The 12,553-nt window shown below is 49.8% G+C and carries 7 protein-coding genes and 4 tRNA genes; 2 read left to right on the top strand and 9 right to left on the bottom strand.

Annotated elements, in window-relative coordinates; translation table 11 throughout:
* Positions 1 to 4: 4 nt before the first annotated feature.
* Genes priA through K384_RS06655 form a run of 3 tightly spaced genes read right to left on the bottom strand, consistent with a single transcriptional unit; the run spans position 5 to position 4,677 of the window.
* On the bottom strand, positions 5 to 2,509 hold the full coding sequence (gene priA, locus K384_RS06645) for a replication restart helicase PriA (RefSeq protein WP_038030668.1): 2,505 nt from the start codon (positions 2,507 to 2,509) through the stop codon (positions 5 to 7).
* Positions 2,510 to 2,533: 24 nt separating this feature from the next.
* Entirely contained in the window at positions 2,534 to 3,460 is a 927-nt protein-coding gene (locus K384_RS06650; protein WP_038030669.1) for a PfkB family carbohydrate kinase, read from the bottom strand.
* An 11-nt stretch (positions 3,461 to 3,471) separates the two neighbouring features.
* Positions 3,472 to 4,677: a hypothetical protein gene (locus K384_RS06655; RefSeq protein WP_038030671.1), complete on the bottom strand. Its 1,206-nt coding sequence runs from the start codon at positions 4,675 to 4,677 to the stop codon at positions 3,472 to 3,474.
* Positions 4,678 to 5,023: 346 nt separating this feature from the next.
* Here K384_RS06655 and K384_RS06660 point away from each other — a divergent pair, with 346 nt between their 5' ends.
* Entirely contained in the window at positions 5,024 to 7,543 is a 2,520-nt protein-coding gene (locus tag K384_RS06660; protein ID WP_157630085.1) for a bifunctional UDP-N-acetylmuramoyl-tripeptide:D-alanyl-D-alanine ligase/alanine racemase, read from the top strand.
* A 79-nt stretch (positions 7,544 to 7,622) separates the two neighbouring features.
* On the opposite strand, the gene K384_RS06665 is transcribed toward K384_RS06660, so the two are convergent.
* From K384_RS06665 to K384_RS06675, 3 genes are all read right to left on the bottom strand, one after another.
* Positions 7,623 to 7,695 (bottom strand) — tRNA-Gly (locus tag K384_RS06665).
* Between the two features lie 66 nt (positions 7,696 to 7,761).
* Positions 7,762 to 7,837, bottom strand: a tRNA-Gly gene (locus K384_RS06670).
* Positions 7,838 to 8,106: 269 nt separating this feature from the next.
* Positions 8,107 to 8,180: transfer RNA gene (locus tag K384_RS06675), tRNA-Asp, on the bottom strand.
* 195 nt (positions 8,181 to 8,375) lie between these two features.
* Between K384_RS06675 and K384_RS06680 the strand changes: the two genes are divergently transcribed.
* Positions 8,376 to 8,449: transfer RNA gene (locus K384_RS06680), tRNA-Cys, on the top strand.
* A 239-nt stretch (positions 8,450 to 8,688) separates the two neighbouring features.
* On the opposite strand, the gene purL is transcribed toward K384_RS06680, so the two are convergent.
* From purL to K384_RS06695, 3 genes are all read right to left on the bottom strand, one after another.
* Positions 8,689 to 10,914 carry a phosphoribosylformylglycinamidine synthase subunit PurL gene (gene purL / locus K384_RS06685; protein ID WP_051633200.1) on the bottom strand — a complete coding sequence of 742 codons (2,226 nt, stop codon included), beginning with the start codon at positions 10,912 to 10,914 and terminating at the stop codon, positions 8,689 to 8,691.
* Positions 10,915 to 10,997: 83 nt separating this feature from the next.
* Complete coding sequence (ctlX, locus tag K384_RS06690; RefSeq protein WP_038030675.1) at positions 10,998 to 11,912, bottom strand: citrulline utilization hydrolase CtlX; 915 nt, start codon at positions 11,910 to 11,912, stop codon at positions 10,998 to 11,000.
* A gap of 85 nt (positions 11,913 to 11,997) precedes the next feature.
* Positions 11,998 to 12,534, bottom strand: coding sequence for an O-acetyl-ADP-ribose deacetylase (locus K384_RS06695; protein ID WP_038030676.1), 537 nt, complete (start codon positions 12,532 to 12,534; stop codon positions 11,998 to 12,000).
* Positions 12,535 to 12,553 lie beyond the last annotated feature (19 nt).

The raw sequence follows: 12,553 nt of genomic DNA on the forward strand, positions 1-12,553 counted from the left end.
ACTTTTAAGCAGGGTCCACATCAACTACTACCACCACCCGCCGGTAGTCTTTTTGAAGTGTCAGCTGCTGTATGCAGTAGGCTATATACTTCTTGACGGCAGAAAGGTTGATACCCTGCCGTTCTATCTTTACCAATATGTTGCGCAGGTAGTAGTTTCTGACTTTATCGACCAATGGGACGTCGGGCCCCAATACACGGGCTTTGCCCAGTTTTTTCTGCAGCAGTTCTACCAAGTCATGAGCGGCCGCATGGGCGAGCTCTTCTTTGGTATGTTTTACTTGCAGCCCGATAAGGCGCACAAAAGGAGGGTAGTTGTAGGTACGCCTTTCTTGCAGCTCTCTGTTTACCAACTGCTCATAGGCTTGTTGCTGCACGTCCAGCAGCACGGGGTGCTCGGGGTGGCGGCTTTGAATAATTACCTCACCGGCTGCTTCTTTCCTGCCGGCGCGTCCACTCACTTGTGTAAGCAATTGATAGGCGCGCTCATGAGCCCGGAAATCAGGAAAGTAAAGCAGCTGGTCGGCATCTACGATGCCCACAAGTGTTACTTTTTCAAAGTCCAGCCCTTTAGTAAGCATTTGCGTGCCTACCAGTATATCGATGTCGTGGGCTTCAAAACGGTCAATCAGTTTTTGGTAGGCGTCTTTGCCCCGTGTGGTGTCTAAGTCCATGCGCGCCACCCGGGCTTCGGGAAACAGCAGTTTGAGCTCGTCTTCTATCTTTTCAGTGCCGATGCCCACATTCTTCACCCGGCTGGAGCCACAAGCCCGGCAGGTGCCTTTTACTCCTTGTTGGTGCCCGCAATAATGGCAGCGCAACAGACGCTCATGCATATGGTAGGTAAGGCTTACATTGCAGAAGCGGCATTTGGGAATCCAACCGCAATCTTCACAGCACAAATAGGGGGCATAGCCCCTCCGGTTTTGAAATAAGATGACTTGCTCCTGCCGTTCGAGCCGCCGGTAAATGGCTTCATACAATTCGGGGGCGAAGGAATACCGCAATCGGTTTTTCTTTTGTGCGGCGCGTAAATCGCTGATGATGACGCGGGGCAGGCGGGCATTTCCGTAGCGTTGTTGCAAAGACACATAACCATAGCGCCCTTGTTGAGCATGGTAAAAAGTCTCTAAGGCAGGGGTGGCCGACCCCAAAAGCACCTTGGCGTAATGCAGCTTGCCCAGCATCATGGCTACGTCGCGGGCATGATAGCGCGGTGCGGGCTCGTGTTGCTTGTAGGAGGCTTCGTGCTCTTCGTCAACGATGATGAGCGACAGGTTGTCGAAGGGCAGGAAAACGGCCGAGCGCACACCCACCACAAAGCTAAAACGCCCCGACTGCACCCCCCGCCATACTTCCACGCGCTCATTGTCGGAGAAGCGCGAATGATAAACGCCCATCTTGTCGCCAAAGATCTTGCGCAGGCGCTGCACGATTTGCGTGGTCAAAGCTATTTCCGGCAGCAAATACAAGACCTGTGAGCCACTGTCCAGTGCCTGTTGAATGAAATGAATATAAATTTCTGTTTTGCCACTGCCGGTAACGCCATGTAAGAGGGCAATGTCTTTCTTTTCTTCAAAAAAAGCATGCATGATTTGCCGGAAGGCTTCTTGTTGAGCCGGGCTTAGGGCAGGGAGGGGCTGTAGCTTGTGAGGGTCTATGGCAGCAAAGCGGGAAACTTCTACTTCAAACTCTTCAAATATCCCTTTTTTTACCAGCGCCTGAATGGCTGCCGGCTTGATGCGGGCATCGTTGGCATGCAGCGCCTGTTTTTCTACACCGGCTTGGTTGCGTGTCCAGTCCCGTAAAATACCGGAGGTCTCGATGTATTTGAGCAAGGCGTACCACTGCTGTGGGGCTTTCTTTTCTAAAGAAACCAGCAAATCGTTGAGCGCTTCTTTGTCGTTCAGCCAGCGCTCGGCCAGCCGCACTTTGCGTTGCCGTTTGGGCGTATAGCGTTCTTTGGCTTTTTCGAAAATATCTATCAGTCCTTTGTCTTGCAGCTCTTTTAAGAGTGAATAGAGCCGGCCGTTGCGTACTTTGCGGCTTAGCTCTTCATACCGCAGGGTGCCGTGCTCTTGAACAAGCTTTACAATACGGTGCTCTTCTTCGCTGAGCGAATGCGATTCAGGGCGAACGCCCGGCACAAGACTGATAAAAGACTGCGTGCTGATTTTAAGGGCAGAAGGAAGGGCGGCTTGTATGACCTCGCCCGGGGTGCACATGTAATAATCTGCCATCCAAGAAAAAAGAGACAGCTGCAGCTCATTGACAGTGGGGGTGTCGTCCAGTACTTCCAAGATAGGCTTGGGCGTATAGTGTTCCGGTGCTTTGTGGTGCAGATGGTGTACAATGGCCGTAAGCGTTTTTTGCTTGCCGAAAGACACAACCACCCGGCAGCCTGCCTGCAAGCGCGCCCGCTGCTCTTCGGGTACTTGGTAGGTATAAAGCTGCGGAAGAGGCAGAGGAATAATGACATCTGCATACAAAGCTTGTGTGTGGTTGCCCATAGCCTCTTCCGTGCTTTTGGTTTTTTAGTTTTCCAACTCTATTTCGAACTGCACCAAATCTACAAACTCCTGTACACGTTCCTGTACTTCTTGTGGCGTGAGTTGCTCGAGGCGTTCGGTGCCAAATTTCTCTACACACAAAGAAGCCATGGCAGAACCATAGATAACTGCCCGCTTCATGTTATCGAAAGAAATATCATCACTTTCGGCCAGATAGCCGATGAAACCGCCGGCAAAAGTATCGCCGGCACCCGTGGGGTCAAACACTTCTTCGAGTGGAAGTGCCGGTGCAAAGAATACTTGGTTTTCGCGGAAGAGTAAGGCGCCATGTTCGCCTTTTTTGATAATAAGCGTATGAGGACCCATGGAGAGGATTTTTTTCGCTGCCTTCACCAATGAGTATTCTTGAGTCATTTGGCGGGCTTCTTCATCGTTGATAGACAGCACGTCCACCAGCTTAAGCGTTTTTTGCAATTCCTCCCAGGCGGTTTCCATCCAGAAATTCATGGTGTCCATAACAATCAGCTTGGGGCGCTTTTTCAACTGCTCTATGACTTGCCGCTGAACCACCGGCGACAGGTTGCCCAGCATCACATACTCGCAGTCTTGATAACTGTCAGGCACAACAGGCTGAAAGTCAGCCAGCACATTCAGCTCGGTGGTGAGTGTGTCGCGCGAGTTCATGTCGATATGGTAGCGCCCTGCCCAGAAAAACGACTTTTCATTTTCTTTGACTTGCAAGCCTTCGGTTGCTACGCCGCGCTGCTGAAGCATGGCTATTTTGTCTTTGGGAAAATCGCCGCCTACCACCGATACCAACTTGATGGGACGATGAAAGAAAGAAGCCGAAAGAGAGATATAAGTAGCTGCCCCACCGATGATTTTATCGGTCTTGCCAAAAGGGGTTTCTATGGCATCGAAAGCAACAGAACCAACAACTAATAAAGACATAATTTCGCTTTTTATTTTTTGTTTGAGGAATTTCGACGTTCAAAAGTACGAATTGGATGGCGTTCGAATGGAATATTGGGGTCAAAAATTTTACGATAGGTGATGTGTTTTTTATGCACCTTGAAGTCCATGTCTTCCACAATACGACGCATGGGTGGGTTGAAATCGCCAATCCAGTTCAATTCTACCCACTCATAAGGAAAAGTTGGTTTTAAGGCTTCCGATTCAATGCAGGAGATGAGTGCCGCATCGATGCCCCGTCCTTGAAAGCGGGGCACTATGCCGAATACCAGGCCGGTCATGCGCTTACAATAGCGGCGCATATTCATTTTGTAATACATAAACTTGAGTTTTGCCCAGAAGTTGAACTTGCCATGTAAGTGCTTGAACAGCTCATTCACTTCGGGCAGCATCACCATCATGCCAATGGGGGTATCCCGGTAAAAAGCAAACCACACCAGGCGCTCGTCTATGATGGGCATGATGCTGCGCATCAGGGTGTAGGTTTCTGCCTCGCTAAGGGGGGGCACGTCTTCAATTACGGCAAACGATTGATTATACACTTGCGTAAACGCGTGTACATAACTGTCGAGTTTCTTTTTGTTGAGCTTTTCGAAGCGGTAGGCTTCGTTGGAAAAAATGCGGTTGGCACGCGCATGCAAGGCGTCGTTTACGCTGCCTACCGGGCGGCCATAGGTGTACTGTTCAAAATAATTCTGAAAGCCGTAAGCTTCAAACAATCGTCGGTAGTAGGGGGGATTATAGTTTTGCTGATAATTGGGCGGATGAAAGCCTTCTACCAAAAGTCCCCACCAGCGGTCCCGTTCGCCGAAGTTAATAGGCCCATCCATGGCCTGTATGCCCCGGGCTTCGAGCCACCGGCGGCAGGTGTCGAACAGACAATTGGCAGCCTCTTGGTTGTCAATGCAGTCAAAAAAGCCTAAACCGCCCGTGGCTTGTTTGTTGCTTAGCCATTTGGTGTGTTCATTGACAAAAGCAGCGACCCGCCCTATGGGCTTGCCCGTGTCATCTAAAAGCACCCAGCGTGTGCACTCTCCGTGGCTATGTGCCGGGTTTTGCTTGGGGTCGAATACTGCTTCTATGTCTTTGTCCAAAGGACAAATCCAGTTGGGGTCTTGTTGATTGATGAGCTTGTGCGCGTCTAAAAATAATTTGACCAGCCGCTTGTCTTGAGGCTTTACCTCTAAAATTGTCATAAAAAAATACTTATTTAATTTTGCTTCGATAATATACGAAATAACTCTTGCATAAACTAAGTAAATAACAACAAAAACTGCAAGAGCGCCTGATATGTGTTGATTGATGGGGTGGGGGTAAAAGCAGCGTTTTGTTTTTTTTCGTGAAAGAATATGAAATTTATTGAAAATATTGGCAATAAATTGCTTGTGGTTTGTACGACGCCTGTGAGCTGCTGCTAACAAAGGCAATAGATAATGACACAAACAAATGCCTGCCGTAAAAATATAATACCTTTGTTCTACGGGCAGATATTCCCTAACTTCTTGTTCCAATAAAGCATCTACACCATAACTTGCATAGTCTGTGAATACACTTACCGGTAAAAACCACGCGATGATAGAGTGGACCTCCGCCGAGGTGCACAAAGTATTTGAACCGCTTTTGGTATCACCGGCCAAGCTTGGCTTGCCCGGCGCGGCTGTCCAACAGCTGCTTACCGATACCCGTAGCATTCAAAAAGCAGCCAATACAGTTTTTTTTGCCATTCCCGGTAAACATTATGACGGGCACCGTTTCATCCCGGAAGCCTATGCGAAAGGCGTGCGCCATTTTGTTGTGCAAAAAGAGTGGACGTATGACTATGCCGATGTGAATGTGTGGCAGGTGCGTGATACCGTGGCTGCTCTGCAAGCGCTGGCAGCGGCGCACCGTAGCCGCTTTGCCATTCCGGTCGTAGGCATTACGGGCAGCAACGGCAAGACCATAGTAAAAGAGTGGTTGTTTGCTTTGTTGGCACAAGAGTACTCCATTGTGCGCAGCCCTAAAAGTTTTAACTCGCAAATAGGCGTGCCTTTGTCTGTTTGGCAAATGCAGCCCTATCATCAGCTGGCTTTGTTTGAAGCCGGCATTTCGCAAAGTGGCGAAATGGAGCGCCTTGCGGCTGTCATTCGTCCTACAATTGGCATTTTAACCAACCTGGGGGCGGCTCATGACCGTGGCTTTCCCAACCGGCTGGCGAAATTGCGGGAAAAGTTGAAGTTATTTACTCATGCCCGTTGCCTTATCTACCCCAAAAAGCTGGAAGAGCTGTACCCCAAAGCATGGGAAAGCCTGCCGCAAGAGGTGTACCGGCTGTCGTGGGGAACACAAGCTACTGCAAATGTGCGCTACAAGCTATTGGAAGAGCGGAGCCAAGGGGTGCTGTTGTCTGTTTGCTATCAAGACTACGGCTTTCGCTTGTTCCTTCCTTTTATAGACGAGGCTTCCATAGAAAATGCTCTTTCGGCTGTTGCCTTTATGCTTTACATGGGATATAGTCCGCAGGTTATTGAAGCGCGGGTGCAGCGCCTGCGCCCCCTTTCCATGCGTATGGAAATGAAACAAGGCATACGCCACAACATCCTGATAGACGACTCCTACAGCAATGACATCGAAAGCTTGCATGTGGCTTTGTCGGTCTTGCAACAGCAGGCACAAGAGCGCCGCAAAGTGGTGATTCTTTCCGATATGCTGGAAACGGGCTTGCCCCATGCCGTGCTCTACCACCGGATTGCAGAGATGCTCGAAAGTGCCGGCGTACACACTTTTATTGGGGTGGGTGAGGGCATGTGTTTGCACACTTCCTTTTTCTCGAGCCTGCCGGAGGTGCACTGTTTGCCTTCTACACAGGCTTTGTTGAACAGCGACTTGTTGGAACAGCTGCACCACAGTCATATCCTGATAAAGGGGGCACGGAAATTTGCTTTTGAACAGGTGGTGCAACGGTTAGAACAACACCTGCACCGCACCGTGTTGGAAGTGAATCTCGACAAGCTCATGCACAACTATCATTGTGTGCGCCGCCGCCTGCACCCTGCCACACGCTTGATGGTGATGGTCAAAGCCTTTGCTTATGGCAGTGGCATAGAAGAAGTAGCCCGTATGCTTTCTTTTTTGCGTGCCGATTATCTGGCTGTGGCTTACACCGATGAAGGCATCCGTTTGCGGCAGCAGGGCATCACCTTGCCTATCATGGTCATGAATCCTGAACCCGGTGCCTTTGAGGCTTTGGTAGAATACCGCCTGGAACCTGAATTGTACAATTACCACGTATTGGAGAGCTTTCAGCGCCTCATAGAAGCCCGGGGCGAAAACAACTATCCGGTGCATATTAAAATAGATACCGGCATGCGGCGTTTGGGATTTGAACAAGACGAATGGAAGGCACTGGCTCAGTACTTGGCAGGGCAACAAGTATTGAAGGTGTGTTCGGTTTTCAGTCATCTGGCAGCTGCCGACGAAGCCGGACAAGATGCCTTTACCCGCCGTCAGTTGCAACTCTTCGAAGAGGCCTGCAGCTATTTTCAACAAGCGCTGAACTACCCCTTCCTTCGTCATATCTTGAATTCGGCGGGCATAGCCCGCTTCCCGGAGGCGCAGTACGACATGGTGCGCTTGGGAATTGCTTTGTATGGCATAGACCCTTCCGGCACATTGCAGGAAGAGTTAGAGTTGGCTGCTCGCTTAAGTACCAATATTGCACAGGTCAAGCACATTCAGCCGGGCGAGAGCGTGGGGTATGGGCGTCGTTTTGTAGCCCGAAAAGCCATGCGCATTGCTACCATCAATATCGGCTATGCCGATGGCTTCCGCAGGGCATTGTCCAATGGCAAGGGGGTAGTGTATGTGCATGGAAAAGCCGCTCCGGTTGTAGGCAACATATGTATGGATATGTGCATGATTGATATAAGTGATATTCCGGAAGCCAAAGAAGGGGACAGGGTGGTGGTTTTCGAAAACCTAAGCCAACTGAATGAGCTGAGCAGACGCTTGGAAACCATCCCTTACGAAGTGTTGACGGGCATAGGAAGCCGTGTCAAAAGAATCTTCTACACAGATGCCTGAATAAGGGCACGCTTCGTTTTGAGGCACAATAAAAAACCAAGCCTGCTTGTTTGCATGCAGGCTTGGTGATGGATACAAGAGCGCGAGACGGGATTCGAACCCGCGGCCCTCAGCTTGGGAAGCTGATGCTCTACCAACTGAGCTACTCGCGCTTGAACTAAGCGCAACTTAATCAAAAAAACCCACTTAGTAAAGATACTAAGCAGGTTATTTTTACTTGGAGCGCGAGACGGGATTCGAACCCGCGACCTCAACCTTGGCAAGGTTGCGCTCTACCAACTGAGCTACTCGCGCTTGCCTTTTGTCCTTGATTGACGATGCAAATATAGCACAAGCTTTATGAATCGTGCAAATATTTTTTAAAAAATTTTTTACCGCTTAGTTATTACTGCTTGTTAGTCAAGTGGTTTTGTGTTAAAAAAATGATTGCTTTTTTTGAAGGTTGAGGGAGGAAGGGTTGGTAGAGATATGGCGGCTTATTAAGCTAAGCGTTCAAATGGGGCAATGCAAGGCAAGAAGGATGAAAAAATAAAAGGGAAGCTTCGCGAAGCTTCCCTTTTGAGCGGAACGGACGGGACTCGAACCCGCGGCCTCCGGCGTGACAGGCCGGCGTTCTAACCAACTGAACTACCGCTCCGGCTTGTCGTTGATTGACGATGCAAATATAGAAAGCCTTTTCATACTGTGCAAGCCTTGAATTGTTTTTTTATCGGGGTAAATGTGTAATGATTTGAAACATAGAATACTACCATTGGTGGTTACAAAAAAGTGAGAAAAAAGTTTTGATTTTTTATTTCCACTCGCTATGTTTGCAGTCGCAAAGGCAAGCAATGGTGGCGTGGCCGAGCGGTTAGGCAGGGGTCTGCAAAACCCCGTACGGCGGTTCGAATCCGCCCGCTACCTCCAGAGATACTTGTTAGGTGTCTTTAGTCTATTTCGTGCATTCGTGTCTTACAGGCATGGATGCACTATTTTTTTCTTGCCATTGCATACTTTGTTTTGCCTTTTGCTTTGCATGGCTTTCGCTTAGTTTGCAGTGCAGGGCACAACCACCCTGAAGGTTTTTCAGAAAACTCAGGCAAATAGAAATGAAAAAAGCGGGCATAATTGCCCGCTGCCGTGTGAAAAGTATAGGAGTTGTGTACTTAGCCCTGCTCCATGTACCGGGGCAGCGCTCCTTCGTATAATTCTTGCGCTTCGTGCACTTCCATCCACTTGTCTTTATCCACGATGAAGTGCTCCTTGATTACCTCACCTATAAGTCTGTATTCAACTCCTTTGCCCTCCATGAATTTTTCAAATTTCTTTTGATGAGTTGGCTTCACGCTAACTACCACGCGGCTTTGGCTTTCGCCAAAGAGATAAGCATCGCGGCGGAAGCGCTTGTCGGTGCGAATGCGGAAGCCCAAGCCTCGTGGCATAGCCGACTCAGCCAAGGTAACGAACAAGCCACCGTCCGAAACATCATGGGCAGAGCGCAGCAAGCCGGCGCGAATCAATTGTTTGATTACCTGCTGCACTTCCCACTCTTCATCTAAATGGAAGAAGGGGGCAGGCGAGGCCTCTACGCCATGATAAGCATAGAGGTATTCCGAAGAGGAAATACAGTTTTTGGGCGAGCCTATGAGATAAATCAAGTCACCGGCTTTTTTGAAGTCTAAGGTCATTTGCCACGCGCGGTTTTCAAGCAGCCCCAGCATGCCGATGGTCGGTGTGGGGAATACAGGTCCCTCTTCCGATTGGTTATAGAAGCTGACGTTGCCACCCGTGACGGGGGTTTCAAAGCGCTCACAGGCTTTTTTCATGCCCAAGATAGCATGCACAAACTGCCAGTACACTTCCGGGTTATAAGGGTTGCCAAAGTTGAGGCAGTTGGTAATGGCAATGGGCTCGCCGCCTGAACAAACAATATTGCGTGCGGCTTCGGCTACGGCAATGGCTGTGCCTTGCTCGGGGTCGGCATGCACATAGCGGCTGTTGCAATCGACCGTAATGACAATAGACTTGTCGGTTTCTTTGACAGCCACTACCGCTGCATCCGAAGGAGCATTGGTCGATTGGTTGGCAGTGCCTACCATCGAATCGTACTGCTCATATACCCAGCGCTTCGAGGCAATATTGGGTTGCTGCAGTAAGAAACGCGCTACTTTTTTCAGGTTACGCGGCTCTTTGACTTGCGATATGTGAAACTTCTTGTACTCTTGAAAATAAGCGGGCTCTTTGTATTCGCGATAATAAACCGGGGCGCCGCCACCCAACACCAGACTTTCAGCGGGCATTTTAGCGACCACATCGCCTTTCATGAAGAAGCGCAGCTCTTTGCTGTCGGTTACTTCGCCTATTTTGGCATAGGCCACGTCCCACTTGTCAAATATTTTTTCTATTTCTTTCTCTTTGCCCTTTTTTACCACCATGAGCATACGCTCTTGCGATTCGGAAATCAGGATTTCGAAGGGCTGCATGCCTTCTTGCCGGGTGGGTACTTTGTCCAAGTGAATATCCATGCCACTCTCGCCGCGGGCACTCATTTCGGCCGTGGAGCAAATCACGCCGGCCGCCCCCATATCTTGCACCCCTATCACATGACCGGTGGCAATGGCTTCCAGCGTGGCTTCCAGTAATAGTTTTTCCATGAAAGGGTCGCCTACCTGCACAGCAGGCAGGTCCTTTTCCGAGTCTTTGGTAATTTCTTTGGAGGCAAAAGAAGCCCCATGAATGCCGTCACGCCCTGTGGCAGAGCCAAAAATGTAAACGGGGTTGCCTTTGCCCTTGGCAATGGCTTTGGCTACACGGTCGGTACGCACGACGCCGGCCGAGAAGGCATTGACCAACGGATTGGTTTGATAGCATTTGTCGAAAAAGATTTCGCCTCCTACCGTAGGTATGCCGAAAGCGTTGCCGTAGTCGCCAATGCCCTTGACCACACCACGCAACAGACGTTGGGTTTTGGGGGTGCTGATATCGCCAAAACGTAATGAGTTGAGCTGTGCTATGGGGCGTGCCCCCATAGAGAACACATCACGGTTGATGCCGCCCACACCGGTGGCAGCGCCTTGGTAAGGCTCAATGGCAGAGGGGTGGTTGTGCGATTCTATTTTGAAGCTGACCGCCCAGCCGCCGCCAATATCTACCAAGCCGGCATTTTCCTCACCGGCTTTTGCCAGCATGCGGGGCGAGTCTTTGGGAAGTTTCTTCAGCCACACAATAGAGTTCTTGTAGGAGCAGTGCTCCGACCACATGGCAGCATAGCAGCTCAGTTCCGTGAAGTTGGGCTTGCGTCCTAATATCTCTACAATGCGGTGATACTCTTCCTCGAGCAAACCTAATTGAAGGGCTATGTTGAGTAACTTATCTTCGGTTTGGGTGGCCATGGTGTCTTTCTGATTTTGTTTTGGCAAAAATAGGGAAAGCCTTTTGACCAAACAGCATTTTTCCCTAAAAACTTACCATTGCTTTAGAGCGTTGGCAGGTGAATCTCTGTGAGCATGGAACGGACGCTGCCTTTGCCATACTGCTCTATGGTGTCAAGCGGTGTGTGCAAAATCTTGGCGTAGCGCTCCAAGCGGTGTTTTTGTTCGTCGGTCAAGGTTTTATATGCCCGGGACGACATGACCAGGTAGTAAATGCCGGTGTTGCTCATAACCTCCAGCACATTGCAGCAATAGCTGCCTACTTGCTCATGACTCACCTCTATTACTTCTTTTTGAGATTTCTTGAATTCTTGGCGCAATACTTCCCGGTCGAAGTCCAAAGTGACGGCATCCATGCAAAAAATGACGTATTTGGTGCCGATGCTCATGATGGCGTCGGTGTGCCGTATCGGTTTTTTGTGGGCATCTACCGCTTGGAACGTGACCGTGCGGTATTGTAGCAGGCTGCCGAAGTTGCTCAATACCTGCGGGTGGGTACAAGGTGAAAGGCAGGCATACGCTACTTTTTGGGTGCGGTCGAGCGCCATGCTGCCGGTGCCCTCAAGGAAGCGCCCTTTGGCTTCGTGATGGGTGAGGTCTATAATATTTCGCAAAATAAATTGCTTCTTGAGATGCTCCAGAATGTCTTTTCGACGCTCTTTGCGCCGGTTGGGGGCTTCCAGCGGGTAAAGCACCGCGCTGCCATTGCTGTGGAACGACACCCAGTCGCTTGGAAATAAGGCGTCGGGCGAAGGGTCTTCTTTTACGTCTTCAAATACAAGTACGTTGATATCATGTTCACGAAGCAGTTGCACCAGGCCGTCGAATTCTTTCAATGCTTGCTCATGGATGGCATCTAAGTTCAGGGCATCCATGTCAAGCACTTCCTGCTCGATGGTTTGTGGGTTGGGACCGAATCGGGCAGGGCGAATCATCATCACATAAGAGGTTGCTTGCATAGGTGTTTTCCATTTTTTATCAACCTTTAAATAAGCTTTTTTTTGACAATGATTCAACCCCGCCCGCTGATTTCCTCTTTCTTTTTTACTCTTCTAATGCCTGCACGGCTTCCTGATAGAGACGGTAATTTTCATCGTCGAAGCAGCAGAATATAACCTTTTCAGGTAGTGTATGCTGTCTTAGGTAGTCTGTGACTGCCTGAAGTGCCACCTGTGCAGCTTCGCGCTTGGGGTAACCGTAAACACCTGTACTGATATTGGGAAAAGCCACGGTGCGCAAGTGGTGTTCGGAAGCCAGCTGCAAGCTGTTGGTGTAGGCTTGCGCCAACAGTTGTGCCTCGCCTTGGGTGCCTCCGTGCCATACCGGACCTACCGTGTGAATGACATATGAGGCAGGCAGGTTGCCGCCGGTGGTAATGACCGCCTTCCCTGTGTCGAGCCGTCCGATCTTTTTTATAATTTCTTTGCACTCCTCCAAAATTTGAGGACCGCCGGCGCGGTGAATGGCCCCATCCACGCCACCACCGCCCATCAAAGAAGGGTTGGCTGCATTGACAATGGCATCTACTTTCAGGCGTGTAATATCGCCTTGTATCACTTCCATTCTGTCTTTCAACTTCATAGCTTTACCGTTTTTTTAA

Source organism: Thermonema rossianum DSM 10300, from assembly GCF_000426825.1.
GTDB classification, from domain to species: Bacteria; Bacteroidota; Bacteroidia; order Cytophagales; family Thermonemataceae; genus Thermonema; species Thermonema rossianum.

Bases quoted from the DNA above. Each gene is read 5' to 3' on its own strand.
- priA (WP_038030668.1), bottom strand. From the start codon at position 2,509: ATGGGCAACCACACACAAGCTTTGTATGCAGATGTCATTATTCCTCTG.
- K384_RS06650 (WP_038030669.1), bottom strand. From the start codon at position 3,460: ATGTCTTTATTAGTTGTTGGTTCTGTTGCTTTCGATGCCATAGAAACC.
- K384_RS06655 (WP_038030671.1), bottom strand. From the start codon at position 4,677: ATGACAATTTTAGAGGTAAAGCCTCAAGACAAGCGGCTGGTCAAATTA.
- purL (WP_051633200.1), bottom strand. From the start codon at position 10,914: ATGGCCACCCAAACCGAAGATAAGTTACTCAACATAGCCCTTCAATTA.
- ctlX (WP_038030675.1), bottom strand. From the start codon at position 11,912: ATGCAAGCAACCTCTTATGTGATGATGATTCGCCCTGCCCGATTCGGT.
- K384_RS06695 (WP_038030676.1), bottom strand. From the start codon at position 12,534: ATGAAGTTGAAAGACAGAATGGAAGTGATACAAGGCGATATTACACGC.